Here is a 23,853-nt window from a genome sequence, read left to right as displayed (position 1 = left end):
ATAGTATGAGACGCATTCATATGATCGTTTATGGACGAGTGCAAGGAGTGGGTTTCCGATTTTTTGTACAACAGACAGCCAACCACTATCAAGTGAAGGAGTGGGTGCGCAATCGAGATGACGGGAGTGTTGAAGAGGCTCAAGCGGATTCGCCTGCGCTTGACTTCTTTGTCGAAACGGCAAAACAAGGGTCTCGCTATTCCGATATAAGTGACTGGGAAATACGAGAAAAAGAGTGGGATCCATCGCTGGAAAACTTTCGGATTCGTTATTGAGGGATTGGACACGGGATTGTAACCCTTAACCCTTTCATCTCTCTATCGTTATGGCAAAATAAGAAGTATCATTTATTTAGAGTTGTTCTAATTAACGAAAGGTGTGTCCCTATGTCTCAAAAATCCTTTAACGATACTTTTCTCCGCGCCTGTCACCAAGAGCCGGTCACCTATACGCCGGTATGGTATATGCGGCAAGCGGGTCGATATCAGCCGGAATACCGTGCGATCCGGCAAAAATACTCTTTCTTTGAAATGAACGAAATCCCAGAAGTATGTGCGGAAGTAACCCGCTTACCCGTTGACCAACTAGGGGTGGATGCGGCGATTCTATTTGCAGATATCATGACGCCGCTCAAACCGATCGGGGTAGATGTGGATATCCGTTCCGGCATTGGTCCGGTCATTTCAAATCCTATCCGGCATGTGGAAGACGTCAATCGATTGGGTAAACTGGACCCCGAAAGCGACGTTCCCTTTATTATGGCGTCTATTCGCCAATTGCGACGGGAATTGACCGTCCCCTTGATCGGGTTTGGCGGTGCTCCCTTTACCCTAGCCAGCTATATGATCGAAGGAGGCCCTTCGAAAAACTACCACCAAACCAAAGGCTTTATGTATGCCCAACCGGAGGCATGGACACGTTTGATGGATAAGTTGGGCGATTTGACAATTTCCTACCTCCAAGCCCAAGTACAAGCGGGTGCCCACGCTATTCAGATTTTTGATTCATGGGTAGGAGCTTTAAATGAGGAAGATTACCGCACCTATGTCGCGCCTGTTATGCAACGGATTTTTGCTGAACTGAAGGAAACGACGGATGTACCGACGATTTACTTTGGAATCGGTGCCGGGCACCTGTTGGAAGAGTGGAATCAGCTCCCAACCGATGTGCTGGGACTGGATTGGCGTACGTCGATTCCGGAAGCCCGTGGGCGCGGCATCCATAAAACCTTGCAGGGAAACCTAGATCCGTCGCTACTTCTAGGACCCTGGGAGAAAATCGAAGCCAAAGCGAAGGAAATCCTGGACCAAGGTCAAGCGCATCCGGGCCATATTTTTAACCTGGGACACGGAACATTCCCTGAAGTAAAAGTGGAGACCTTGCAACGACTGACCCAGTTTATCCATCAATACTCACGAAAGGAGGGGTAATCGTGACCAAACCGACGATCGGGGTGTTGGTCATGGCCTATGGCACCCCGCGCAGCACGGAAGAGATTGAACCCTATTACACTCATATTCGCCATGGCCGGAAACCACCGCAAGATTTGTTGCAAGACCTAAAAGATCGCTATGAAGCCATTGGCGGTATCTCGCCACTTGCCCGCATCACCGATGAGCAGGCGGCTCGATTAGAGGAGCGGCTTAATCAACTTCATGAGGATGTACAATTTAAAACCTACCTCGGTTTAAAACATATCGATCCTTTTGTAGAAGACGCCGTCCACCAGATGCACCAAGACGGCATCGAGGAAGCCGTCAGCATTGTATTGGCTCCCCACTACTCCACCTTTAGCATCCGCTCCTACAACGGCCGTGCTCAAAAAGAAGCGGAGGCACTGGGTGGCCCCCGTATCCATTCGGTCGAGAGCTGGTATCAACATCCGCACTATGTCCAATTTTGGGCGAATGGCATCCGTCAAATCACCGCCAACCTCTCTCGCGATGAGCGGGAAAAAACCTGTATCATTTTCTCCGCTCACAGTTTACCGGAAAAAATCATTCAAGCAGGCGATCCTTACCCGCAGCAGTTGGAAGAGAGCGCCCGCTTAGTGGCGGATACCGCCGGAATCGACCAATATGCCGTCGGTTGGCAGAGCGCCGGTAACACCCCGGAACCGTGGCTGGGACCCGATGTACAAGATCTAACCCGCGATCTGCACCGGGAAAAAGGCTATACCGGCTTTATCTATTGCCCCCTTGGTTTTGTGGCTGATCACCTGGAAGTGTTATATGACAACGACTATGAGTGTAAAGTCGTCTGTGATGAAATTGGAGCTCGTTACTACCGTCCCCCAATGCCCAATACCGAGCCGGAATTTATCACGTGTCTGGCGGAAGTGGTATCCGACCGATGGACAAATCGATGAATTCCCCGCGCATCGCCATCCTCGGTGGAGGCATCACCGGTCTTTCCGCCGCTTATTATCTGCTGCGGGAGGCAAGAGAGCAGGGTTTTACTCCCCAACTAACACTGTTGGAAGCGGATCGGCGCTTAGGGGGGAAAATTGACACCGAGCGGACCGATGGTTTTGTGATGGAAAAAGGACCGGACTCTTTTTTGGAGCGAAAACCCAGTGCCAAACAATTGGTTGTAGATCTGGGATTGGAAAAAGAATTGGTACGCAATCAGACCGGACAAGCGTATATCCTACACCGAGGCCGATTAACGCCGATCCCGGAAGGAGCCGTGATGGGAATTCCCACCCGTCTCAGTCCCTTTGTTACCACCCGTCTTTTCTCCCCTGCCGCCAAATTGCGGGCCGCAGCGGATTTGATTCTGCCACGGGGCAACTATGACGACGATGTCTCCGTCGGTCATTTTTTCCGGCGCCGATTGGGAGATGAAGTCGTGGATCACCTGATTGAACCCTTGCTCTCAGGGATCTACGCTGGGAATATCGATCATTTAAGCTTACAGGCTACTTTTCCGCAATTTGCAGCGATCGAGGAGAAATACCGCAGCCTCATCTTGGGGATGAAACGGACACGCTCCCCTCAAGCCAATGGCGGCAAGCCACAAGGGGCTTTTCTCACCTTAAAGAATGGATTACAATCCCTGGTGGATGCACTGGATAACGCCTTGCCTCCTGGGAGTATGCGTACAGGAATACGGGTAAAAGAAGTAAAAAAAGAAGCGAATGGGTATCATTTGCTGACCGATTACAGCGAAACAATCGCCGCAGACATCGTTATCGTCACCCTTCCTCAACCGGAAGTAGACTTACTCTTTCCGCGATACGACTTTTTAAAAGCGCACCATTCGTCTCCCGCCACTTCTGTCGCTAACGTGATCCTGGCTTACAATGCCGAAGATGCCCGCCTCGAAATGGACGGAACCGGATTTGTGGTGCCGCGGCGAGAGCCCACCACCATCACCGCCTGCACCTGGACACATCAAAAGTGGCCCCATACGACTCCCGCCGGAAAAGCCTTGATTCGCTGCTATGTGGGACGCTCTGGGGATGAAGCGATCGTCGATGAATCGGATGAGACCATAGTCGGGACGGTGCGACAAGATATCAATCAAATCATGGGGATCACGGATAAACCCCTCTTTACCCGTGTCACTCGTTGGAAAAAAGCAATGCCCCAGTATACCCCTGGGCATGCTGAGTGGGTGGCACAGGTTCGAGCGGGGAGTCGAGAACACCTTCCCGGCATCTTTTGGGCGGGCGCTTCTTATAGTGGAGTTGGGATTCCCGACTGTATCGACCAAGGCAAACACGCTGCCCATGATGCTTTGGCTTTCCTACAACGATAAAGCAACCGCCCTGGCGATATCGCCGGGGCGGTTTTCCTTTTCTTAAGATGATTCTTTTTCGTTTGGGTTGTCGGGCGAGGAAGGAGTAGGTAAAGTGGTTCCCTCCGGCAAGCGATCCTCTGCCTATGTAGAGATGGAGTGTGTCGTGCAGATGTCATAAAGTCTTCTCACTTCGATTCACCCACCAAAAAGGTATAAGCCTCCTCCCCTGTCCATATATATGGTACAAACCGTCTACAGACGGGAGGGGAATACGTGCGTGCCAAATGGAAACCATTGCTGCGATCCTTGCTCATCTATCTTGTCATTATTGGTGTTACTTTGCTGGGAGACCAATACTATCAGCAAAAACAGACACAGTCGTATATCCAGCATTTTAAAGATAAAAAGGGCCAATATCTTCTAAACGAGATCGCGGATACCTATAAGATGACAATTGAACTTTACTCCAACTACAAACTGAACAAAGAGAGAAAAAAGGGATTGGTCAAGAAACTGAATCAATTGAGCAACGACCTGCGCAAGATAGATCAGGAGATTAACAGCGGTAATGCCAATCATCGCATCGACTTTTCATTTGTGTATCATGACATTAAACTGGTTAACATCGCCTTATCCGATTCAACCAAAGATGATATCATTCCTGTTATCATCCTCCATGGGATGGAAGGATTGGGAGAGCTAAAAAAAGAAATCACTTATATCGAATACCGATGATAAGCTTTTTTCATAAATGGTAATGTTGCCCGAAGGCCAGGTGCTTCGAGCAACATTTTTTTATATAATAAAGGGTGAAATGGGCCATGATTGACGCCCCTGACTGAGGAACACTTATGGAGGAGGAGTCCGATTGCCCCAACGTATTTTAATTATTCAAGCTCATCCCCATTCGGACAGCCTTTCATCCTCATTGGCCCAAGCATATCAACGGGGTGCCGAGGCTGCTGGCCGACAGGTGCGTGTATTGGAGCTTGGAAAGCTCGACTTTGACCCCAACCTGGCTTATGGCTACAAACAACCGGTGCCTTTGGAAAAAGACTTGGTAACCGCTCAGGAATCAATCCTATGGGCGAACCATATCGTATGGATCTTTCCCGTCTGGTGGGGCATGCCTCCCGCTCTGCTAAAAGGATTTATCGATCGTGTCTTTTTGCCTGGGTTCGCTTTTCAGTATCATCCACAGGGACGCGGTTGGGAACGCCTATTGACAGGACGCACAGCCAGGGTCTTCGTAACCATGGATGCCCCCTACTGGTATTATCGTTGGATAAACGGAATGCCCGCTCATCGCAGCTTCAAGCGGATGATCTTGCAATTTTGCGGCATTCGTCCCGTACGATTTACCAATCTATGTTCCGTTAGACATGCTTCTGAAAAACAGATTCAACAATGGCTGGAACAGGCTGAGAAATTGGGCGGACAAGTTAGATAGTCTGCTGCCGCCAAGCAATAATAATCCCCCTTTCTACATAAAGGGGGATTATTATGTAGAAATTCGAACCTATGTTTGTTCTCGGTGTATCTTCATGATATACTGGAGGAAATCATATGGAGTTAATTTTGAAATGGTGATTGAAGTAAAAGGAAAGGGGATGAATGTCTTGTCAAAACTATCACCTCGGCAACAAGCCATTTTAGACTATATAAAACAGGAGGTGCGTGAAAAAGGATACCCTCCCTCCGTCCGTGAAATCGGAGAGGCCGTCGGGCTTGCATCCAGCTCAACCGTCCATGGACACCTTTCCCGTCTGGAGAAAAAGGGACTTATTCGCCGCGATCCTACCAAACCACGTGCCATCGAAGTGTTGGATGAAGACAGAGCCAATCGGCCAGATTTGGTGGCAAATACAGTAATGGTTCCGTTGGTGGGGAAAGTGACCGCTGGTGAGCCGATTACCGCCGTGGAAAACATTGAGGATTACTTTCCGATCCCTCGCCGTATGGTCGGTCAAGAGGATTCCGCTTTTCTATTGTCCGTCCGTGGAGACAGTATGATTAACGCCGGTGTAATGGACGGCGATTTTGTCCTGGTCCGTCAGCAACAATCTGCAGATAACGGCGATATCATTGTAGCCATGACCCCTGATACAGAAGCGACCGTCAAGCGTTTTTACAAAGAAAAGGACCATATCCGCCTACAGCCGGAAAACGACCAGATGGAACCGATCCTCTTACCGGAGGTAGCGATCCTGGGTAAAGTCGTCGGCTTGTTCCGGGAATTACATTAAAGGCAAAAAGGAACTGCAGATGCGGTTCCTTTTACGTACGAACCGGACTTTTGGGGTTAGCCCGAGACGACCTTTAACCCGATCACCGCAATCAGAATCAGCGCGAGAAAGAAAAGGCGCCAGCCATCTCGCGCTTCTCCATATATCGCCATCCCTACAAGCGCACTCCCGGCTGCACCGATCCCGGTCCAAACGGCATAGGCCGTTCCCATTGGCAATTCTTTCATCGCCACGGCAAGCAAAGCGAAACTGGTTCCAAACCCCAGCACCAACAGTAAAAACGATCGCCAGTCCCGATTTTGATGCAGTTGATTGATCATGGTGACGCCGACAACCTCAAAGAGACCGGCTAAAATGAGATACACCCATGCCATTACCCTTCGGCCTCCATTTTTGTGATTAACTTTAACCCAGTAACACCAGCCAACAACAACAGAATCAGCAGTAATTTCGCCATTGAAAACGGCTCTCCAAAAAAAGCGATCTCTGCAAAGACGGTGCCCGCTGTTCCCAAGCCGACAAAAACGGCATAAACCGTTCCCGTTGGCAAAGAGCGTCCAGCCATAATCATAAAAGTAAAGCTGATGATAATCGCGATCACCGTTCCCGTCCATGCATAGAAATCATTGGCATATTTTAACCCGATTACCCAAAAAACCTCAAAGAAAGCAGCAACGAATACTTTTAACCAACTTCGATTCACGATCATCCCTCCCATTTATCAAATAAAAAGCCCGAGAAGATACCATTAGGATATCCTCCCGGGCTTTTGTCCCTCCGTGTACACAACCGTTGTTGTGCGTTTTCTCTCGGACCAGTCCAGCGAATACGCTGCGGAACCCTAGAAAACCGTTTGCTATACAGTTCAATCTATATTATCAGAGAAGCGACGGTAAACGCAAGGCACCTAATCGTCTCCGTGAATCCACCTTAATAACTGAGCATCAAATGACTTCAAACATCGGATTGTGTCCACTGCGTTCAAAAACTACCTTTTTATGTTTGGATATTTCTCCTCAATCGAATCCCACAGTTCACACATCGAAAAAAAGGGGCATTAATCGCCTTCCCCCTTCACTTGCAGCGTCAGGGCTTGAAGGTCCAACACTTGGCCCTCTGGGCGGAAGGAACGAAAATCAAGGATGTGAAAGTATTGTTCCACTCGTTCACATAAGGCATCATTTGTATGGAAAGCAAAAAAGCGCTTTGGATTACAGTGGTCCTCTTCCCAAATGCCTTCGCTATCCCTTCCCCCGTAAACGCCCAGATAAAATAATCCTCCCGGAGCCAATATCCGACGAATCTCCGCTAACATTGAATTCCACTCTCGCTTGGGTAGGTGCAGGAGGCAATTGAAGCTCCAAACCGCATCAAACGAATTATCAGGAAATTGGAGATGGGTGGCGTCCATCACTTGCGCATCCAAGCCTTTCTCTTTACATTTCGCCACCATCTCCGGGGAAAGATCTATCGCAAGAGTGACAAATCCCTCCTCGTGAAAAAAGAGACTGTCCTGGCCTGTACCCGCACCAATCTCCAACAGGCGAACAGGCTCCTCCCTTTTCAACAAAGATGCAAACCGTTGTCGTTCCCGCTTCTTCCACTCCGGCTTGTAGCGGGTGTCTCTCATCTGAGCTTCCTGAGCGTAGGCGTGTCGAAGCCTACTCCTTAGCTCACTCACAATGGACCCCCCTTTGCAAAGATTACTGCTTTTTAAGCAGCATTCATTACTCTCCAATTTGTAATCCGATCTTCCCAAATTGCTCTCCTTCATCCAGCCGTTTAAACGCTTTGGCGGCTTCCGACAACGGATACACTTTGTCAACAACAGGGTGCAATTGATGCTGCTCCATAAAACGGATCATATTCCGGAATTCTTCGTTGCTTCCCATGGTCGTGCCAAGAAGGCTAATCTGTTTGTAAAATAGGCTAAATAGCGGAATTTCCACCGTTGGCCCGGTAGTCGTTCCAAAGTTGACCAAACGACCACCGTCGCGAAGTTGGTTGATCGATTGGTGGAAGGTGGCCGGACCCACACTGTCGATCACCAGATCCACCTTCTCCCCTCTCATCTGTTCATTCCAATCCCCTTTGCTGTCAAGGGCGGCATCGGCTCCTAGCTTCAGCGCCTGTTGTCGTTTTTCTTGGCTGCGGGATGTGACGGTTACCCGAGCGTCAGCAGCTTTGGCCATTAACAGAACAAAGGTAGCTACTCCACCTCCGATGCCGGGAAGGAGGAGATGTTGCCCTTTTTTCAATTGCCCTCGGGTAAACAAGGCACGAAAAGCGGTCAAGGCCGCCAGGGGTAACACACCCGCCTCTTCCCACGTGAGATAATCCGGCTTTTTCACTACGTTTTCCTCAGGGACAACTATGTTTTGGGCAAAGGTTCCAGGAGTCGGAACGCCGAGAATCTCAAACCCTGCAGGCGGTGCATCGCCATTCTAAGGCCAGCCGAGACTGGGGTTGATGATTACTTCATCACCGATTTTTACTTTGCTGACCCCTTCACCAACGGCTTCCACAATTCCCGCCCCGTCAGACCCGAGGATGACCGCATCATCTGTGGGGCGATCCCAGATCTGTACCAACAAATCGCGATGATTGAGTCCTGCAGCCTTTAGAGAAACCTTCACCTCTCCCATGCCCGCTTCCCTTTCGGTTACTTCTGTTATCTTTAACTCAGCTAATCCTTTTGGAGATTGATGAACAACTGCTTTCATATAAAAACCTCCTATCGCTATGTATCAGCCGATAAATATTTCCACTGATTTAGATCGATCAAACTTTAAAAAATAACATGACAATGGGTGTCACGATGAAAGGGTATCCTATAGGCGAAAGCAAAGGAGGGGATGTTGATGAAACCATTGCTAGGAAAAGTGGCACTGGTAACGGGAGCAAGCCGGGGAGCCGGACGTGGCATTGCGCTTGAGTTGGGAAAAGCCGGAGCGACTGTCTATGTAACCGGAAGAAGCGTGAGAGGAAATTCTACCTATAATCCGGCTATACAAGCGAATTCCCCGGGAACCATCGATGATACGGCAGATGAAATCAATGCTGAGGGCGGAACCGCGTTTCCAGTTCGATGTGATCATACGAATGATACGGAAGTGGAAGCCCTGATTGCGCGTATCCGCCAAGAGCAAGGGAAACTGGATATTTTAGTGAACAACGTTTGGGGCGGCAATGAACTTGCCGTTTGGGAACCAAATCCCTTTTGGGAACTAACATTGAAACATTGGGACAATATGTTTACCACCGGTGTACGGGCACAGTTGGCAACCAACCATTACGCCATTCCATTCATGCGTGAAAATGGAGGTGGTTTAATTCTACACACCACTTCCTGGGATGACGACAAATACATCGGTCATTTTTATTATGATCTGGCCAAAAATGCACTTAATCGGATGGCCTATGGCTTATCGCTTGAGTTGAAGGAAGAAAATATCGCCGTAGTGGCGGTTTCACCGGGATGGATGCGGACGGAGTTGGTATTAAAGATATTTCACACTGACGAGGAACATTGGCAGGAAGTAGATGACCTCAAACAGACGGAATCCACCCATTATGTCGGCCGTGCCGTCTGTGCATTAGCAAGCGACCCCAATGTAATGAAAAAAAGCGGCGGCGTTTGGCCGGTGGGACAATTGGCTGAGGAGTACGGCTTTACGGATATCGACGGACGGAAAGTGCCGGTTTTTCGCATCTAATCCCTCTTAGACTAAGGAACACCATTTTGTTTTTTAAAATCAAAAAGCCCCCCTCTTGCGAAGGGGGCAAAACTTATTGCCGCACAATTTCATCCAACAAACAAGCGGCCTGATCTTCCGATATCTCTTTTACCAATGCAAGCTCACTGATCAAGATCCGTTTTGCTTCCTCCAGCATCTTCTTATCGCCTGTTCCAAGCGTTCTCTCTTGGCAGGTCTGCTCCAAATCGCGGATCACTTCCGCCCCTTTATAGATATCGCCGCTTTTGATCTTTTCCATATTTAAGCGATATCGTTGATTCCAAGCAACAGAGGCATCCGTATCTTTCTTTTTAAAGAGGAGCAGCACTTTCTCCATCGTCTCATCGCTGACAATCCCACGTACACCGACACTGGGAGCCCGATCCATGGGCAGCATGATCTTCACGCCGCCGATGGGCATCTTCATGACATAGTACATCTGTTTTTTACCCAGAATCTCTTTCTCTTCAATCGCTTCGATGATCCCTGCGCCGTGCATCGGATAAACGACTTGATCCCCTACCTTAAACAGAGAACCACCTCCAACAAGCCCTTTTTCCTATTATAACATACCGGTCAAAAAAATAAATAATTTTAACACACACATTCAGAATGTGTCAATAATCTAAGTGTAAAAAAAGACTTTGATAATAAGACCAAATATGATACACTGTTAATGGTTGTAATATTGAGGTATATAATTCGCATGTTTGAAGGGATTATGATCTCATTTGTCATCCTTTCAAACATGCGAATTTTTACTGGAAAATATTTTCAACACATTTTTGGTGGAGGTTTTTACTGATGATTGAAGGTACCGTGAAATGGTTTAATGCTGAAAAGGGATTTGGGTTTATCGAAGTGGAAGGCCGGGATGATGTTTTTGTTCATTTTTCCGCTATTAACGCCGATGGTTTTAAAAGCCTAGATGAAGGCGACAAAGTACGGTTTGAAATTACCCAGGGCAACCGTGGGGACCAAGCTCAAAATGTAGTGAAGTTATAAGTTGCATGCCGGCAAATCGCCGGCATCTTTTATTTAAGCAAAATCCCGCCATATTGGCGGGATTTTGCTTAACTGCGTATAAACGATTCCATCCGATCCATCGCTTTTTCTAGTTCTTCCATTGAAGTGGCATAGGAAATGCGTACATGATCGGAGGAGCCAAAGGCGGAACCGGGGACCAAAGCTACTTTTTCTTTTTCCAACATCGCTTTTACCCAGTCATCGACCGAGTCGAAGCCGGCAGTAGCTGCCGCTTGTGCTACATTGGCAAACACATAGAATGCCCCTTGGGGAGTATCGGAAGTAACTCCTGGCATCTGCCGAAGCCGTTCCACCACATAATCACGTCGCTCATGGAACGCTTTTTTCATCTGCGCCACCGGAGTTTGGTCGCCGGCGAGGGCTTCCAGAGCGGCATACTGTGCAATGGAAGTGGGATTGGAGGTGCTATGGCTAGCCAGACTGGTCATCGCTTTGATGATGCGGGCATCACCGGCAGCATATCCGATGCGCCATCCAGTCATGGAGTAGGTTTTAGAAACGCCGTTGATGATGACGGTCCGCTCTTTAAAGTCCGCTAGACCGGCAATGCTGACCGGTTGTTGCTCTCCGTATACCAGTTGCTCATAAATTTCATCCGAGACGATCAAGAGATCGTGTTCCCGGCAACACTCCCCTAACGTACGCAACTCATCAGCGGAATACATCGCACCTGTGGGATTGGAGGGGGTGTTGATCAAAAACGCCACTGAGCGTTCTGTAACAGCTTGGCGCAGTTGCTCTACCGTCACCTTAAACCCATTCTCTTCTTTTCCTTCAATAACGACAGGCACGCCACCAGCCAGTTTTACTTGTTCAATATAACTCACCCAATACGGAGAGGGAATGATCACCTCATCTCCCTCATCCAGCGTCACTTGAAACAAATTATAGAGGGCGTGCTTGGCCCCTACCGTTACCGTTACCTCATCCCGAGTGTAGGAAAGGCCGTTTTCCCGCTGGAATTTGGCGATGATCGCATCTTTTAACTCTGGTATACCACCGGCGGGTGTATACTTGGTTTGACCTTCGCGCATCGCGCGATTGGCTGCTTCCAGGATTGCATCCGGTGTATTAAAATCCGGTTCACCTGCCCCCAACACAATCACATCATGACCCTGCTGCCGTAACGCTTTTGCTGTTGCTGTAATTTCAATCGTTTTGGAAGGTGTCAATTGTTGTACGCGGCGGGACAATTTCATCTGTGTTCTCCTCTCTGCATCTTGTCGCCATCATTGTAACATAGACGACAATCATGATGCGCTTTCCACCAGCCTTTTCGTTTCCCGTGCAATCATCAGTTCTTCATCCGTCGGAATCACCAACACTTTCACCCGGGATTCCGGTGTGCTGATTACTTGTAATCCGCGATTGGCGTTTTTCTCCTTATCCAGCTCTACCCCCAGATACGAAAGGCCGCGACAAGTCCACTCCCGTACCAGCGAAGCATTCTCCCCGACACCGGCGGTAAAGATAATCGCATCCACCCCATCCATGGCCGCAGCATAGGCACCTATTGTTTTGCGTAAGCGGTAAGTATACATTTCTAAAGCAAGCTTAGCCTGTTTATTCCCTTCAAACGTCCCTTCAACAATCTCCCGCATATCGCTGGAGAGTCCTGACACTCCGATCAAGCCGCTATGTTTATTCATCATCGAGTTAACTTCCGCCAGTGTTAACTCTTCCTTTGCCATAATAAAAGGAACGATGGCTGGATCGATATCGCCGCTGCGCGTTCCCATCATCAACCCTTCCAGTGGAGTCATGCCCATACTGGTGTCAACCGATTTTCCGCCCTGGATCGCCGTGCAACTGGCGCCGTTGCCGATATGGCACGAAATCAGTTTCAGCTCTTCCAACGGTTTTTCTAACATCTCCGCTGCGCGCTCCGATACATACTGATGAGAAGTACCATGAAAACCGTAGCGGCGCACTTTATGTTTCTGATACAACACTCGTGGCAACGCGTAGAGATATGCATAGTCCGGCATCGTCTGATGAAATGCCGTATCAAACACCGCCGCATGTTGTGCGTGAGGAAGGTGATGGCGGGCGGCATCAATCCCCAAAAGATTGGGTGGATTATGAAGCGGAGCCAGATCCACATTGGCTTGAATCGCTCGCACCACATCCGTGTTGATTAAAGCCGATTGGGAGAAAGCTTCACCGCCGTGCACCACCCGATGACCGACAGCATCCACTTCATCGACGGAATGAAGCACACCCAAGGTTTTATCTACCAACAAAGCGAGCACTTTGTTCAACCCTTGGCGATGATCCAAAATCTCTGCCGTTTCCACCCAAGGCTCTTTTCCGGTCACCTTATGGGTTAGAATGGAGCGATCGGAACCGATCCGTTCCACTAATCCGCTGGCCAATACACTTTCTTGGGCCATATCGAACAGTTCATATTTGATGGATGAGCTGCCACAATTGATCACCAGCACCTTCATTGTACACCCTCCTTCCCGATCCGATCGCCGTCCTCATCATAGTGGAAAAAACCTTCACCCGTTTTAACCCCCAGTTGACCTGCTCTCACCATCTTCTTCAACAAGGGTGCCGGACGGAATTTGTTGTCACCGTATTCGCGGAAGAGTTGCTCCATCGCCGCCAACACCGAATCCAGTCCAAATCGATCCGCCATTTCCAGTGGACCGTAGGGGAAGCGATAACCGCGCTTCATCGCCGTATCGATCGCTTCAGGCGAGGCCACTCCTTCCATCAGTGTATACAGTGCTTCGTTGATCAGGATCACAATCAGGCGCGTCGTGACAAAGCCAGGGGATTCATACACTTCCACCCCGACCAGGTGGAGTCGCTCCAGCAAGGCTTTTACTTCGTCAACCGTCTCTGGACTCGTCCGCAATCCCCGTACAATCTCCACCAAATCCACCCGTGTGCTGGGATGAACAAAATGGAGGCCGATCACCCTTTCTGGACGTCGGGTGACGGCCGCCAATTCGGTCAAGCTCAAGGTTGAGGTGTTGCTGGCCACAATCGTGTTAGAAGGGCACAGCCGATCACAACGATCAAACACCTCTTTTTTGGACTCCAGATCCTCTGTAATGGTTTCAATCACCAAATCTGCATACTGTAGCGGCGTCTCTTCATTGGTAAATTGAATGCGGGAGAGGATCAATTTTTTCTCCGCTTGCGTGATTCCCCACTTGGAAAGCTGTTTATCCAAACTGAGTTCAATGTGATGGTGTGCCTGTTTAGCCAAAGCTTGTGTTTTTTCGATGACACTGACATCAAACCCTTTTTTGGACAAAAGCTCCGCAATTCCTTGCCCCATCGTGCCGCCGCCATAAACGACGACATGTTGAATGTCTGACAAAACCCATTTCTCCTTCCCCAACCTTACACGCGGTCATCCATTGACCGCCTTAGGTTCTTCCATATATCGCTTCAATAATTCCCGGAACTGCTCCCCTGATAGCACCTCTTCTTTTAAAAGGATGGTAAGGGCAGCGTCAAAGACAGGGAAATAGCGATCCAACAGCTGGACCGTCCGAACATGAAGCTCCTTAAGTATCTTAACAGATTCTTGGTGGAGTGTCTCATTGCTAACCAAATCTTTATCAATGATTCCCAAATCCGACAAACCGGCTTCAATTAATGCACGGGTAAAACGATTGGCTTGTTCGTAATCGTTTTTAGCTCCAGTTGAGCGATTCTTGTATACCTGTTCCTCAGCGGCAGCACCGGCCAAACAGATCATAATCTGATCTTCAATTTGCTTTCGGGTGTGAAGGTAGCGATCCTGACCAGGGTGATGGCGCACATATCCCAATGCCTGTCCTCGTGGAGCCAACGAAACCTGAGAAACAGAGTGAGGACGAACCCATTCGGATACAATCGCATGACCCAACTCATGAATGGCGACGCGCTCCCGCTCTTCCTGTGTGGCTTCTCGATCCGTTTTTTCTCCCATCATCACCTTATCGATCGCCTCAGACAAATGCCGTTGCCCAATCTTATCACTGCCGTTCCGCATCGCATAAATCGCCGCTTCATTGGTGAGACTCTCCAACTGAGCACCGGAAAAGCCAAATGTCTCCACCCCAATTTGTTCCAGGTCCACATCATCAGCCAAGGGCTTATTATGCGTATGCAACTTTAAAATGGACATACGCGCTTTTTTATCCGGGAGATCCACCGTAATATGTCGATCAAAGCGTCCCGGGCGCAACAGGGCCGAGTCCAACATATCTTTGCGGTTGGTGGCGGCAACCACCAACACCTGCACTTTGCGGTCTGTCGTCATGCCGTCCATTTCCGTCAGCAACTGATTTAACGTCTGATCATATTCGCGATGCTGCGAGCCGGCGCGCTGTCCACCGATCACATCGATCTCGTCGATAAAGATGATAGCGCTGTTTTTATTGTTTTTCTTCGCCTCTTTGCGCGCCTTATGAAACAACTCGCGAATCCGTTGTGCACCGACACCCACATACATTTCGATAAATTCACTTCCGGATGTGGTGATAAACACTGAATCCGTGTAGTGAGCGGCCGCTTTAGCCATCAACGTTTTTCCTGTACCGGGAGGTCCAGACAACAGAATCCCTTTAAGCGGGCGAATCCCGTATTGGCGAATATGGTGACGGTGGATCAAAAAGTCGAGCGCTTCCCGCAGTTCTTTTTTTGCCCGTTCTTGCCCTCCGATTTGATCAAATGATACCGTTGGAACAGCCTCTTTAGAGTGAAGGATCTTCTTTTTTCCAGAACCGGAACGGGAACCCATCATCACCCAAACCAGACCGGCGATACCGGCCAGAACTAGGATCGGCATAGGACTGAGTCCCAGATACAGCAGAAAAAGCAGTGTAGCCGGAACCACCCCTACCACGATGCCTTTACCCATTATCCTTCACCCCACTCTCTTTCTTATGCAAAGGAAGAATGCGATACAATCGCGCTTCTCCCTGTTTGATTTCGATATACAGATGGCTATCATCCATAACAACATAACTTTCCGCCCCAGATGGTGTTGCCTTCTTTACCGCAGCGGGAATCGCGGAATAACGCTGGTGAGCCAGCCCTTCCTCCACACCAAATACCATTTCACCCCAGGCTTGGTTTAAAGTTTTATCAGGGTGATCCAGCATTTCTATTTCTAACGGTCGCCCTCCCGCAATCGCCGTCAATTGTTTCTGCAATGACGGATACTGCTGCGTCAACGAAAAGTGCGCATCTGCCTCTAGGCGAATCGTGATTTTGTCGGGAGAAACCGTGATCTCTTTCGCTGTCACCGTTGGTGTTTCTGCTATTGTCTGCTTTAGCGGACGCTCCAGGTTTGTCCATTGAAAGAGGGTATATCCCCCAAACAACAGCAATAACGAGACAATCAGTGCTGTCACGGCTACTGGCCAACGAAGAGACATGGTCCCCCACCTTTCTACGCAATACACTAAAAGTATTGATAGAAGTATATCACATTATATATACGAAAGCAGGGGCACAACGGCGATCCCGTCATGCCCCTGCTTTCGTTTATCCTTATTTATCGGGCTCAAACGTATACTCAACCAGTTCGTTTGCATCAGAATCTTCCAATGACGTAACCCGGATCACCATCTGACGTAAGTGGTTTTCATCAAATTGAAATCGATATTGAAAAATAAACTTACGGCTCGCTTGGCTGGCCGCTCCTTGATCATACGGTTTTCCCATCCAGTGTCCCAGTTTATCCCCCAGATCTTCCTTATTTAGATCCACGACATACCAATCCTGCCCTGCTTTCGTTTCCTTGTTCACGCGTTGTACAGAATCCCGTACCAACTGAAAGTGATCCTGGGGAGCGACCAATCCAAACTGGCGTGTACTCAACTCTTCCGTCTGATCTCCTCGGGTTAATTTGATCATTCCATCTTCCTGTACGGCTTTGATCGATTCCTCTTTTTCGGTATCGGTACTCGTTAAGTTCCATTCCCCATCTTTTTCTTTTCCTGCAAACGAACTACCGTCTTGTAAAGACAGGGTAAAATCTCGTTGATCCTTTTTCATCTCCGTTTCGATACGCTGTAAAAAAACCTGATCCCATTGCTCCGTATCCGCTTCTTTTTCCGCTGTCTCCTCCGGTGCTTGCTCGGCGATTGAATCATGTTTGATGCAGCCGATTAAACCGACACAGAAAAAGACGGACAACAATATCAACCCAATTCGCACCGTTGCCCCTCCCTCCATGGACTATAATTCCAATGTACGAAACACCGCTCCCGTTTATCACCGAAAGCGGAAAAAGCCCCGTCCAAGGGATGTCGGACGGGGATACGTGTAAAAAGTGTAAGTCATACTCCCGGCCAGGGAGGTGACAATAACGGTACATAAGGAGGTGAGCCAATGGATGCTTTTTCGTCCCCCGGTCGGATCTTGGAGGAGCTGGACGGGCACTTCCCCGCCGAGGAACTGGAAGCAATCCGGACGCTTCTCCAGGTTGAAGCATGGGCTTCTCCTTCTTCGCGATGGAAAAGGAAAACAGAGGACTCCTCTGATATCCCTTTGCGTTATCACCTGGAGATCGAATTAAACGAATAACTTATTTCTATTGTAACTTGATTACTCCTGCCTATACCCCCATCCATTGATTACCTGCCGACTGGCAGGTTTTTTTATTCGGATGGTGCGATCATTTCAAAAGCCCGCTGGGCTTCCCAGCGTATTTTTTCCTCATCCAGCGTAAGCAGATGGCGGTTGCGCATCAATGGGTGTCCATCCACATAAACATCCTGCACATCACTTGCCCCGGCGGCATAAACCAGATGAGAGACAAGGTCATGGGCCGGCTGCATATGAGGGACAGAAGTATCCACTGAGATAAAATCCGCTTTTTTGCCCGCCTCCAGCGTACCGATTTCATCCGATAAAAAGAGCGCCTCTGCACCAAAGCGAGTACCCATTGCTAACGCTTGCTCCGCAGGGACTGCCTCTGGATCCTGATTGGCCCCTTTATGGATGAGCGCAGCCAACTGGATTTCCCCCAACAGATCAAGATTGTTGTTGCTGGCGGCCCCGTCTGTTCCCAATGACGGCGTAAGGCCATGACGGAACATAGCGGGAATGGGAGCGATTCCACTGCCTAACTTTAAATTGCTTCCTGGATTATGGGAAATTTTTACACTCCTGGCGGCCAGCAACGCGATCTCTTCTTCGTTTACATGGACAGCATGGGCGACTAGGGTGGGACGTTGGAATACACCCAACCGATCCAGGTGTTCCACTGGGCGACACCCATATTCGTTTACATTTTGCTCCACTTCCGCCGCGGTTTCCGACAAATGAGTGTGAATCGGCTGATCCAGGATTTCCGCTTGTTCTACAATCTGTTCAATATAAGCAGGGGGACAGGTGTAGGCGGCGTGCGGCGCCAGCATCGTCGTGATGCGCCCATCGGCTTTTCCGTTCCAATCGCGTACAAACTGAACGGCCTCATTTAACTTGGATTGCCGTTCCTGCTCCGATACTAAACCGATTACGCCGCGGCACAGACGAGCCCGGATGCCGGAATCCGCCACTACTTGTGCTACTTCATCCATATAATCGTACATATCGGCGAAACAAGTTGTCCCGCCACGAATCATCTCCACCACCGCCAAACGGGTGCCCGCCCGCACCTGGCGCGCCTGAAAACGGGCCTCCAGCGGCCACATATATTTCTGCAGCCACGTTTGTAACGGCAAATCATCCGCGTATCCCCGCAACAGCGTCATCGCCGCATGGTTGTGCGTGTTGATCCATCCCGGCAACAGTAGACGATCCTTCATATCCACGATTTTATCCACTTCTGCTTCCGGTGGTGAGCCAGTGCCCACCCAAACAATGCGATCCCCTTTGATCAACATCGAAGCTTCCGATAGGAGCGGCTCTCCTTCTTTCATTGTCAAAATCGTCGCATTGGTAAATAGCCGTATCACTTTTCTCCGTCCCCCTTTCTCCACCTACCATAGCTTAAAGGCAAATCAGAGACAAGTGATTAACGTCGTTGCCGAATAAAGCTTAAAATATCATCAAGGTTGTAGCCGTTGTTTTGCCGTAACGGCGAAAACAGATCCCCCACTTGTGCCAAACGGCGGTGAATCGTTTGTAGTGTAAATACTTCCGGTTGCAATGACGGGCGTAATTCTTCCCAGCGCACCGGGGTTGAAACCGTCGCCTCTTCCCGCGCTCGCGGTGAATAGGGTGCAATCAAGGATTTGCCGCGCCAGTGTTGTAGATAGTCAAAATACACCTTAGTCCCCCGCTTCGATACGGTTCGCTCTACGGTAATCAAGTTGGGATGTTTCTCCCGTAGATAGTGAGCGATAAATTGATTCACTTCTCTTGTTTCTTCAAAGGTGTAACCCGGCAGCAGCGGCACATAAATTTGTAATCCTGTCGCGCCTGAGGTTTTTACCACCCCATCCAACCCCAACGATTGTAGCGTTTCCCGTGTTAGCAGGGCTGTCTCCTTCGCTTGCTCAAATCCTTTGGCACCTTTTTGAGAGGGATCGATATCAAACACCAGATCCGTCGGCCGATCCGGGTTTGAGCAACGGTCAAAAGAGAGGTGGAATTCCAGACAGGCCAGATTCCCCAGATAAATAAGGGTAGACGTCTCTTCTAACCGCATATAACGCACCTCACCCGCTTCGCTAATCGGTATCCAATCGGGAGTATGAGCAGGTGCGTTTTTTTGATAAAACGACTTTCCCGCCGGTCCGTCAGGAAAACGGATCGTCGTCAAGTAACGGTCTTTACAGTAGGGAAGCAAATAGGGAGCAAGCCGGGTCAGATGCATAATCCAATCCCATTTGGTAAGGGAAAGAGCGGGAAACAACATCTTTTCGGGATTCGATATGCGGATTTCACGGCTGTCGACGGTAACAGTTTGTGCCGTGGCTACCATGTAAACCTCCCTTCCTCCACTGACGCCCAATTTCCGGGCGAATGCCAGCGGACAAGAGTCCAAAATGGACATTGAATCATAAAGTGCAGTGTGCCTAAAAATCAAACGAATCGGAGGGAACAGAGTTGACACAAGAACAAGGTTTTCCCGATTATGCCCCTGTGCCGGACTTTCCAACCCACGACGGATTCGGACCCTCTTTTTACACGCAACAGGCTAATCCTTACTCCCCTTATGGATATGCCGCATATGGAAACCCAGGTGGTCCGCAGACTAGTCTTTTCCCGTTTTTTGGTTTCCCCTTTTTCCGCCCGTTTCCGTTCTTCCCCCCATTCGGTGGTCCCTTTTTCGGCCGCCCCTTCTTCTGGTAAACCGCTCACATTCCGGCCAAGGGCCGGTTTTTTCTTTTAGGCGTTAAATCCGAGGATGGTCGGTGAGCGTAACGTACCATGTGGTGTCCACTCCAAATAACGAACCTTGACGGAAAAAGATGGCCGGATCCAAATAACCTGTGGATCATATACCGGGTTTACCACCGCAGGAGACGCCACCTGTAACTGCGGAATCCATTCCGTCAGCAGCGTCAACTCCTGCTCACTTAACCCAGAGGCGGCACGTCCAATGTAGTACCACCCACCCGCCTCCTCCACTCCCAACAAAAGCGCATTGACACGTCCTTTTTTAAAGGAAGCTCCCACCAGATGAGCCATGAGGGTACGAAAATGTTTCACTTTACGCCAGTCGGCATGCTTTTGCCCGACACGGTAGGGACTGGTTTTTCTTTTCATCACGATCCCTTCCCATCCCCGTTCCCGGGTTGCATGCCACAAAGCGTTGCCATCTGCAAAAGAATCCGTCACAGCGATCCGTTCCGTCTGCGTTTTCTCCAGCAGCAATCGCAATTGCTCATCGCGCTGCTCCCAGGCGTGTTTCACCAGATCTTCTCCGTTGATATGCAGGAGATCAAACAACTGAAACTGCACCGGTATCGCCTGATAAGCGGCTTGAATTTTGCGCGGATTTTGCAGTAAATCCCTTTTTAGCACCTGAAAAAAATCAGCTCGCCCCCGATGAACCACAATCACTTCTCCATCCAGGACAGCGGATCGGCACGAAATCCCCTTTAACTCGGTAACCAGCTCAGGGTATTGGGCGGTTCGTTCCGCTTTTTTTCGATTCCATAATCGCACCTGTCCATCCTCCAGATAAGCCAAGATGCGAACGCCGTCCCATTTCACTTGATAAATCCATTCATCGGAGGAGAGCATTGCTTCCGTTTGTATCGGTTCCATCGGTTTTATTGGGAACATGGTTTATCCTGCCCCGATCCGTCTTTGCCCACGCATGAAACAACCTCCTCTTTACATAGGGTGGGGATGGAGGTGAATGTAATGCCACTGTTGTTAGTCCAAATCGCTCTCGTGGTCATCTGTTTTCGCTGTGCGTATCATCTGATACAAATGGTGCAAGCCAATCGACAACCCATTTTGGAAGTCTTATATCAAGCATCCATCTTGATTGTGGCGCTGTGGTTGTTTTTAGGTACCCTTTAATCCTCTGTTCGTATCTTTGTCCATATTCGACCATACACTGGTATAAAAAAACCAGGGGAGGTCGTTATGACAGAACGCCTGCGTTTACGATGGATACCGGTAATCTTAGGCACTGTTATTGCCGTCAATCTCATGTTAGTGGCGATGCTGGTGGCCCGTGAAACGACCGCTTTGCCGGAGTCCCTACCTGCTTTATCACAGCCGGGCACACCACGCCTAACCACCGATTATCAAATGGAATTAGAAAAAACGACGCGTGAAGGAAACTGGGTTGTGGAACATTACCGTCAGGTAAAAGTGCGTCTCGATACAAACGGGCGAGAGGTGGACCGAAACCCGACCTCAGAGGTGACCCATATCCGCTATTGGCAAGGAAAAGAGTAGTCGCCTATTTGGCGGCTTTTTTCTTGCGACCCCCTTTCCCTTTTTTCTCCCCGGTCTGTTCCAGGCTGGCTTTTAGCGCTTCCATTAGATCGACCACCCGTTCCGGCTGTTTCTCCGGTACAGTTACCACTTCTTCTCCCTTCACCTTTTTCGCGATCATCTCTTCCACCGCTTGACGGTAAGTATCCTGATACTGCTCAGGGTTAAAGGTAGTCGTCAGATTTTCAATCAACTGCCGCGCCATCGCCAACTCTTTTTCCGGCAACTCCGTTTGACCGGGAACATCCGGAACCGCCTCCGCTTGCCGTACTTCATCCGGATAATAGATGGTCTCCATCACCAAGCACCCTTGATAAACCCGCACCACCCCCAAGGTTTGCTTGGATCGAATCGTCACCTGGGCCACTCCGATCCGTCCACTCTCCCGCATCGCCTCCCGCAACAACGCATAAGGGCGATCGCCGTGATCACCCGGTCCCAGATAATACGTCCGGTCAAAATAGACGGGATCAATCTCCTCCAACTGCACAAAATCCAAAATCTCAATCGACTTTCGATTCTCCGGCATCACCGCATCCAGTTCTTCTTTCTCCATCAGCACAAACTGGTTGTCGGCATACTCATATCCTTTTACAATCTCTTCCCATGGCACTTCTATTTCGCAATGGGGGCAGGTGCGCGTATATTTGATCGGAGTTTTACACTTTCGATGCAAATTGCGAAACGAGACCCCTTTCTCTTTTGTAGCGGTGTACATCTTAACCGGGATATGGACTAACCCAAAACTGATCGATCCTTTCCATACCGTATGCATAATGGTCACTCCTATTGCGTGGTTGTTCCCGTCAGCGGAATCGCTTCCCAACACTGCCGTGTTCCATCCGGGTTTCCCTCCAGCCAGTGGCACAACCCTTCAAAAAACAGCGGTTCATTCCAGGTGGGAACATCTTCGATCGCTTTGCGAAAATGCTGCCGGGCTTCGCCTGGATTTTGTTGCTGTAAAAAGACGCGCCCCAACTGATAATGCCCCAATGACCGGATAAACCCATTTGTGTCCGCCTCTCGGATCACTTGCAACGCTATTTCTTTGGCCTCATCCCATTCATCGCGATGGGCGTGAAGGCGTGAGCGTAGCACCAGCCACAGGGGCTCATTGGCCAACGAGGTCGGTAGCTGGCTAATCATGTGGTTGATTTCATCCAATTCGCCTGCTTGAAAGCGGAACCATACAAATGTAAACAAAAGGTCAGTATCGTTAGGAGCCAGTGTCAACGCCTTTTTCAATAAAGCCATCGCTTCCCCGTACTCTCCCTGCTGCCACAAATGCCAGCTGATGCCGTGATAGCCCGACACTTTGACGGGATCGTGTTGTAAGAGCTTGCGATACCATTTTACGGCTCCCTCCATATCACCCGTCGCTTCAAAATCGTGGGCGATCTCCTCCATCATTTCCGGCTGTTTCACTTCTTCAAAGGCAGCCAACCGCCAGTACGCCACACTTTCCCATCGACCCAGCCGCTCATAACAACAGGCCAGATAATACATCGCCTCCCAATCCCCCTCGCTGGTTCGCAACGCATGAAAAAAACGAGGAATCGCCTCGTGGTAATTCTTGAGGCGGTAATAACAGGTCCCGAGGTTAAACCAGGAGTCACCGTGATCCGGATCCAGCTCTAATGCCTGTTCAAAGTGGCGAATTGCCTGTTGTTCCCGTCCGCATTTCACCTGAACACAGCCCAGCATGTGATGGGCAAACGTTTGAAAGGGAACTTGCTCTGCCGTCTTTAACACCAACTCAAAATGACGTTGTGCCTCCTCCCACTGTCCGGATTGAAATTGGGAAAGAGCTAAGTAAATTCTGCCGAGCAAAAATTCCGGTTCCGAATCCACCACATGACCAAAAAAAGGACGTGCTTCCTGAAACATTTTTAATTGATAATACCCTTGTCCCTGCCGAAACGACCGTACCACCCGTTCATCCAGCCAAAACTCTTCCCCTAACTCCTCCGTTGCTTCTCCATCCAGTTCGGGGTGTGTTTGCAACAATACAGCTATCCCTTCCTCCAATGCGATCCATCCTTCCAACAACTCCCCCATCCACCGCCGGATGCTCTGCACTTCTTCTCGCATCTGGGACTGTTCAGATGGCGACGCCGTCGGATACTCCGCTTGGATCAAATCCATGCGCTCACGATAATGCTGCAACCATTCCTTTCGCATGTCGCCGCCTCCTCATTCATACTTATCTTGAGTAT

At 49.5% G+C, this 23,853-nt stretch carries 28 protein-coding genes, 1 pseudogene and 1 riboswitch; of the genes and pseudogenes, 13 read left to right on the top strand and 16 right to left on the bottom strand.

Annotation, left to right across the window (positions count from 1 at the left end):
• The first annotated feature begins 5 nt into the window (after positions 1 to 5).
• The 7 genes from C8J48_RS06710 (at position 6) to lexA (ending at position 5,990) form a co-directional block, all read left to right on the top strand.
• A complete protein-coding gene (locus C8J48_RS06710; protein WP_107725543.1) occupies positions 6 to 275 on the top strand; it encodes an acylphosphatase in 270 nt (89 codons plus the stop codon).
• A 111-nt stretch (positions 276 to 386) separates the two neighbouring features.
• Positions 387 to 1,430: a uroporphyrinogen decarboxylase gene (hemE, locus tag C8J48_RS06705; protein WP_107725542.1), complete on the top strand. Its 1,044-nt coding sequence runs from the start codon at positions 387 to 389 to the stop codon at positions 1,428 to 1,430.
• 2 nt (positions 1,431 to 1,432) lie between these two features.
• Positions 1,433 to 2,368, top strand: a complete 936-nt coding sequence (hemH, locus tag C8J48_RS06700; RefSeq protein WP_107725541.1) for a ferrochelatase — start codon at positions 1,433 to 1,435, stop codon at positions 2,366 to 2,368.
• Positions 2,353 to 3,762 carry a protoporphyrinogen oxidase gene (hemY, locus tag C8J48_RS06695; protein WP_425430448.1) on the top strand — a complete coding sequence of 470 codons (1,410 nt, stop codon included), beginning with the start codon at positions 2,353 to 2,355 and terminating at the stop codon, positions 3,760 to 3,762. Before hemH ends, hemY begins: the two co-directional genes overlap by 16 nt.
• A gap of 255 nt (positions 3,763 to 4,017) precedes the next feature.
• On the top strand, positions 4,018 to 4,479 hold the full coding sequence (locus C8J48_RS06690) for a hypothetical protein (RefSeq protein ID WP_107725540.1): 462 nt from the start codon (positions 4,018 to 4,020) through the stop codon (positions 4,477 to 4,479).
• Between the two features lie 133 nt (positions 4,480 to 4,612).
• Positions 4,613 to 5,194 (top strand): NAD(P)H-dependent oxidoreductase, encoded by a 582-nt coding sequence (locus C8J48_RS06685; RefSeq protein ID WP_107725539.1) that lies wholly within the window; start codon positions 4,613 to 4,615, stop codon positions 5,192 to 5,194.
• A gap of 169 nt (positions 5,195 to 5,363) precedes the next feature.
• Positions 5,364 to 5,990, top strand: a complete 627-nt coding sequence (lexA, locus tag C8J48_RS06680; RefSeq protein ID WP_107727623.1) for a transcriptional repressor LexA — start codon at positions 5,364 to 5,366, stop codon at positions 5,988 to 5,990.
• 56 nt (positions 5,991 to 6,046) lie between these two features.
• Here the strand turns inward: lexA and C8J48_RS06675 are convergent, their stop codons facing one another.
• The 4 genes and pseudogenes from C8J48_RS06675 to C8J48_RS06660 form a co-directional block, all read right to left on the bottom strand.
• Positions 6,047 to 6,364: a DMT family transporter gene (locus C8J48_RS06675; protein ID WP_107725538.1), complete on the bottom strand. Its 318-nt coding sequence runs from the start codon at positions 6,362 to 6,364 to the stop codon at positions 6,047 to 6,049.
• A complete protein-coding gene (locus C8J48_RS06670; protein WP_107725537.1) occupies positions 6,364 to 6,693 on the bottom strand; it encodes a DMT family transporter in 330 nt (109 codons plus the stop codon). The genes C8J48_RS06675 and C8J48_RS06670 overlap by 1 nt, the downstream gene beginning before the upstream one ends.
• Before the next feature lie 53 nt (positions 6,694 to 6,746).
• Positions 6,747 to 6,846: riboswitch (guanidine-I (ykkC/yxkD leader) on the bottom strand.
• A gap of 201 nt (positions 6,847 to 7,047) precedes the next feature.
• Positions 7,048 to 7,671, bottom strand: coding sequence for a class I SAM-dependent methyltransferase (locus tag C8J48_RS06665; RefSeq protein WP_107725536.1), 624 nt, complete (start codon positions 7,669 to 7,671; stop codon positions 7,048 to 7,050).
• A gap of 46 nt (positions 7,672 to 7,717) precedes the next feature.
• Positions 7,718 to 8,713, bottom strand: a pseudogene (locus C8J48_RS06660) (zinc-binding dehydrogenase).
• A gap of 138 nt (positions 8,714 to 8,851) precedes the next feature.
• On the opposite strand from C8J48_RS06660, the gene C8J48_RS06655 reads away from it, so the two are divergent.
• Entirely contained in the window at positions 8,852 to 9,706 is an 855-nt protein-coding gene (locus C8J48_RS06655; protein WP_107725535.1) for an SDR family NAD(P)-dependent oxidoreductase, read from the top strand.
• 73 nt (positions 9,707 to 9,779) lie between these two features.
• On the opposite strand, the gene C8J48_RS06650 is transcribed toward C8J48_RS06655, so the two are convergent.
• Complete coding sequence (locus C8J48_RS06650; RefSeq protein WP_107725534.1) at positions 9,780 to 10,259, bottom strand: CarD family transcriptional regulator; 480 nt, start codon at positions 10,257 to 10,259, stop codon at positions 9,780 to 9,782.
• A 272-nt stretch (positions 10,260 to 10,531) separates the two neighbouring features.
• Here C8J48_RS06650 and C8J48_RS06645 point away from each other — a divergent pair, with 272 nt between their 5' ends.
• Positions 10,532 to 10,732 carry a cold-shock protein gene (locus C8J48_RS06645; protein WP_107725533.1) on the top strand — a complete coding sequence of 67 codons (201 nt, stop codon included), beginning with the start codon at positions 10,532 to 10,534 and terminating at the stop codon, positions 10,730 to 10,732.
• A gap of 68 nt (positions 10,733 to 10,800) precedes the next feature.
• On the opposite strand, the gene C8J48_RS06640 is transcribed toward C8J48_RS06645, so the two are convergent.
• From C8J48_RS06640 to C8J48_RS06615, 6 genes are all read right to left on the bottom strand, one after another.
• Positions 10,801 to 11,973, bottom strand: coding sequence for a pyridoxal phosphate-dependent aminotransferase (locus tag C8J48_RS06640; protein WP_107725532.1), 1,173 nt, complete (start codon positions 11,971 to 11,973; stop codon positions 10,801 to 10,803).
• A gap of 51 nt (positions 11,974 to 12,024) precedes the next feature.
• Positions 12,025 to 13,224, bottom strand: a complete 1,200-nt coding sequence (locus C8J48_RS06635; protein WP_107725531.1) for an acetate kinase — start codon at positions 13,222 to 13,224, stop codon at positions 12,025 to 12,027.
• Positions 13,221 to 14,111, bottom strand: coding sequence for a 3-hydroxyacyl-CoA dehydrogenase family protein (locus C8J48_RS06630; protein ID WP_281261189.1), 891 nt, complete (start codon positions 14,109 to 14,111; stop codon positions 13,221 to 13,223). Before C8J48_RS06630 ends, C8J48_RS06635 begins: the two co-directional genes overlap by 4 nt.
• 33 nt (positions 14,112 to 14,144) lie before the next feature.
• Positions 14,145 to 15,641 carry an AAA family ATPase gene (locus tag C8J48_RS06625; protein WP_107725530.1) on the bottom strand — a complete coding sequence of 499 codons (1,497 nt, stop codon included), beginning with the start codon at positions 15,639 to 15,641 and terminating at the stop codon, positions 14,145 to 14,147.
• A complete protein-coding gene (locus C8J48_RS06620) occupies positions 15,634 to 16,161 on the bottom strand; it encodes a hypothetical protein (RefSeq protein ID WP_107725529.1) in 528 nt (175 codons plus the stop codon). Before C8J48_RS06620 ends, C8J48_RS06625 begins: the two co-directional genes overlap by 8 nt.
• A gap of 115 nt (positions 16,162 to 16,276) precedes the next feature.
• A complete protein-coding gene (locus C8J48_RS06615; RefSeq protein ID WP_107725528.1) occupies positions 16,277 to 16,945 on the bottom strand; it encodes a hypothetical protein in 669 nt (222 codons plus the stop codon).
• Positions 16,946 to 17,119: 174 nt separating this feature from the next.
• Here C8J48_RS06615 and C8J48_RS06610 point away from each other — a divergent pair, with 174 nt between their 5' ends.
• The gene (locus tag C8J48_RS06610; protein WP_107725527.1) at positions 17,120 to 17,314 is read left to right on the top strand and encodes a hypothetical protein; all 195 of its coding nucleotides are present in this window, start codon (positions 17,120 to 17,122) and stop codon (positions 17,312 to 17,314) included.
• 74 nt (positions 17,315 to 17,388) lie between these two features.
• Here the strand turns inward: C8J48_RS06610 and C8J48_RS06605 are convergent, their stop codons facing one another.
• Together C8J48_RS06605 and ligD (C8J48_RS06600) are read right to left on the bottom strand one after the other, a co-directional pair.
• A complete protein-coding gene (locus C8J48_RS06605) occupies positions 17,389 to 18,654 on the bottom strand; it encodes an amidohydrolase (RefSeq protein WP_107727621.1) in 1,266 nt (421 codons plus the stop codon).
• Between the two features lie 95 nt (positions 18,655 to 18,749).
• Positions 18,750 to 19,661 (bottom strand): non-homologous end-joining DNA ligase, encoded by a 912-nt coding sequence (ligD, locus tag C8J48_RS06600; protein WP_107725526.1) that lies wholly within the window; start codon positions 19,659 to 19,661, stop codon positions 18,750 to 18,752.
• 125 nt (positions 19,662 to 19,786) lie between these two features.
• Here ligD (C8J48_RS06600) and C8J48_RS06595 point away from each other — a divergent pair, with 125 nt between their 5' ends.
• The gene (locus C8J48_RS06595) at positions 19,787 to 20,032 is read left to right on the top strand and encodes a hypothetical protein (RefSeq protein WP_107725525.1); all 246 of its coding nucleotides are present in this window, start codon (positions 19,787 to 19,789) and stop codon (positions 20,030 to 20,032) included.
• A gap of 36 nt (positions 20,033 to 20,068) precedes the next feature.
• On the opposite strand, the gene ligD (C8J48_RS06590) is transcribed toward C8J48_RS06595, so the two are convergent.
• On the bottom strand, positions 20,069 to 20,971 hold the full coding sequence (ligD, locus tag C8J48_RS06590; protein WP_107725524.1) for a non-homologous end-joining DNA ligase: 903 nt from the start codon (positions 20,969 to 20,971) through the stop codon (positions 20,069 to 20,071).
• Positions 20,972 to 21,052: 81 nt separating this feature from the next.
• Here ligD (C8J48_RS06590) and C8J48_RS18670 point away from each other — a divergent pair, with 81 nt between their 5' ends.
• The gene (locus C8J48_RS18670) at positions 21,053 to 21,214 is read left to right on the top strand and encodes a hypothetical protein (protein ID WP_170105221.1); all 162 of its coding nucleotides are present in this window, start codon (positions 21,053 to 21,055) and stop codon (positions 21,212 to 21,214) included.
• Positions 21,215 to 21,280: 66 nt separating this feature from the next.
• The gene (locus tag C8J48_RS06585; protein ID WP_107725523.1) at positions 21,281 to 21,598 is read left to right on the top strand and encodes a hypothetical protein; all 318 of its coding nucleotides are present in this window, start codon (positions 21,281 to 21,283) and stop codon (positions 21,596 to 21,598) included.
• A gap of 4 nt (positions 21,599 to 21,602) precedes the next feature.
• Here C8J48_RS06585 and ku read toward each other — a convergent pair whose 3' ends face one another.
• Positions 21,603 to 22,412 carry a non-homologous end joining protein Ku gene (gene ku, locus C8J48_RS06580; RefSeq protein ID WP_107725522.1) on the bottom strand — a complete coding sequence of 270 codons (810 nt, stop codon included), beginning with the start codon at positions 22,410 to 22,412 and terminating at the stop codon, positions 21,603 to 21,605.
• A gap of 11 nt (positions 22,413 to 22,423) precedes the next feature.
• Positions 22,424 to 23,818 (bottom strand): tetratricopeptide repeat protein, encoded by a 1,395-nt coding sequence (locus tag C8J48_RS06575; RefSeq protein ID WP_107725521.1) that lies wholly within the window; start codon positions 23,816 to 23,818, stop codon positions 22,424 to 22,426.
• Positions 23,819 to 23,853 lie beyond the last annotated feature (35 nt).

The organism is Desmospora activa DSM 45169 (assembly GCF_003046315.1).
Taxonomy (GTDB): Bacteria; Bacillota; Bacilli; order Thermoactinomycetales; family DSM-45169; genus Desmospora; species Desmospora activa.
Note: the sequence above shows the minus strand (reverse complement) of the source record. Positions and strands in the feature narration are given on the sequence as shown.

Excerpts from the sequence above, each read along its gene's own strand:
- C8J48_RS06710 (WP_107725543.1), top strand. The coding sequence starts at position 6 with ATGAGACGCATTCATATGATCGTTTATGGACGAGTGCAAGGAGTGGGT.
- hemE (WP_107725542.1), top strand. The coding sequence starts at position 387 with ATGTCTCAAAAATCCTTTAACGATACTTTTCTCCGCGCCTGTCACCAA.
- hemY (WP_425430448.1), top strand. The coding sequence starts at position 2,353 with ATGGACAAATCGATGAATTCCCCGCGCATCGCCATCCTCGGTGGAGGC.
- C8J48_RS06675 (WP_107725538.1), bottom strand. The coding sequence starts at position 6,364 with ATGGCATGGGTGTATCTCATTTTAGCCGGTCTCTTTGAGGTTGTCGGC.
- C8J48_RS06655 (WP_107725535.1), top strand. The coding sequence starts at position 8,852 with ATGAAACCATTGCTAGGAAAAGTGGCACTGGTAACGGGAGCAAGCCGG.
- C8J48_RS06645 (WP_107725533.1), top strand. The coding sequence starts at position 10,532 with ATGATTGAAGGTACCGTGAAATGGTTTAATGCTGAAAAGGGATTTGGG.
- C8J48_RS06640 (WP_107725532.1), bottom strand. The coding sequence starts at position 11,973 with ATGAAATTGTCCCGCCGCGTACAACAATTGACACCTTCCAAAACGATT.
- C8J48_RS06635 (WP_107725531.1), bottom strand. The coding sequence starts at position 13,224 with ATGAAGGTGCTGGTGATCAATTGTGGCAGCTCATCCATCAAATATGAA.
- C8J48_RS06625 (WP_107725530.1), bottom strand. The coding sequence starts at position 15,641 with ATGGGTAAAGGCATCGTGGTAGGGGTGGTTCCGGCTACACTGCTTTTT.
- C8J48_RS06620 (WP_107725529.1), bottom strand. The coding sequence starts at position 16,161 with ATGTCTCTTCGTTGGCCAGTAGCCGTGACAGCACTGATTGTCTCGTTA.
- C8J48_RS06610 (WP_107725527.1), top strand. The coding sequence starts at position 17,120 with ATGGATGCTTTTTCGTCCCCCGGTCGGATCTTGGAGGAGCTGGACGGG.
- C8J48_RS06605 (WP_107727621.1), bottom strand. The coding sequence starts at position 18,654 with ATGAAAGAAGGAGAGCCGCTCCTATCGGAAGCTTCGATGTTGATCAAA.
- ligD (WP_107725526.1), bottom strand. The coding sequence starts at position 19,661 with ATGGTAGCCACGGCACAAACTGTTACCGTCGACAGCCGTGAAATCCGC.
- ligD (WP_107725524.1), bottom strand. The coding sequence starts at position 20,971 with ATGTTCCCAATAAAACCGATGGAACCGATACAAACGGAAGCAATGCTC.
- C8J48_RS18670 (WP_170105221.1), top strand. The coding sequence starts at position 21,053 with ATGCCACTGTTGTTAGTCCAAATCGCTCTCGTGGTCATCTGTTTTCGC.
- C8J48_RS06585 (WP_107725523.1), top strand. The coding sequence starts at position 21,281 with ATGACAGAACGCCTGCGTTTACGATGGATACCGGTAATCTTAGGCACT.
- ku (WP_107725522.1), bottom strand. The coding sequence starts at position 22,412 with ATGCATACGGTATGGAAAGGATCGATCAGTTTTGGGTTAGTCCATATC.
- C8J48_RS06575 (WP_107725521.1), bottom strand. The coding sequence starts at position 23,818 with ATGCGAAAGGAATGGTTGCAGCATTATCGTGAGCGCATGGATTTGATC.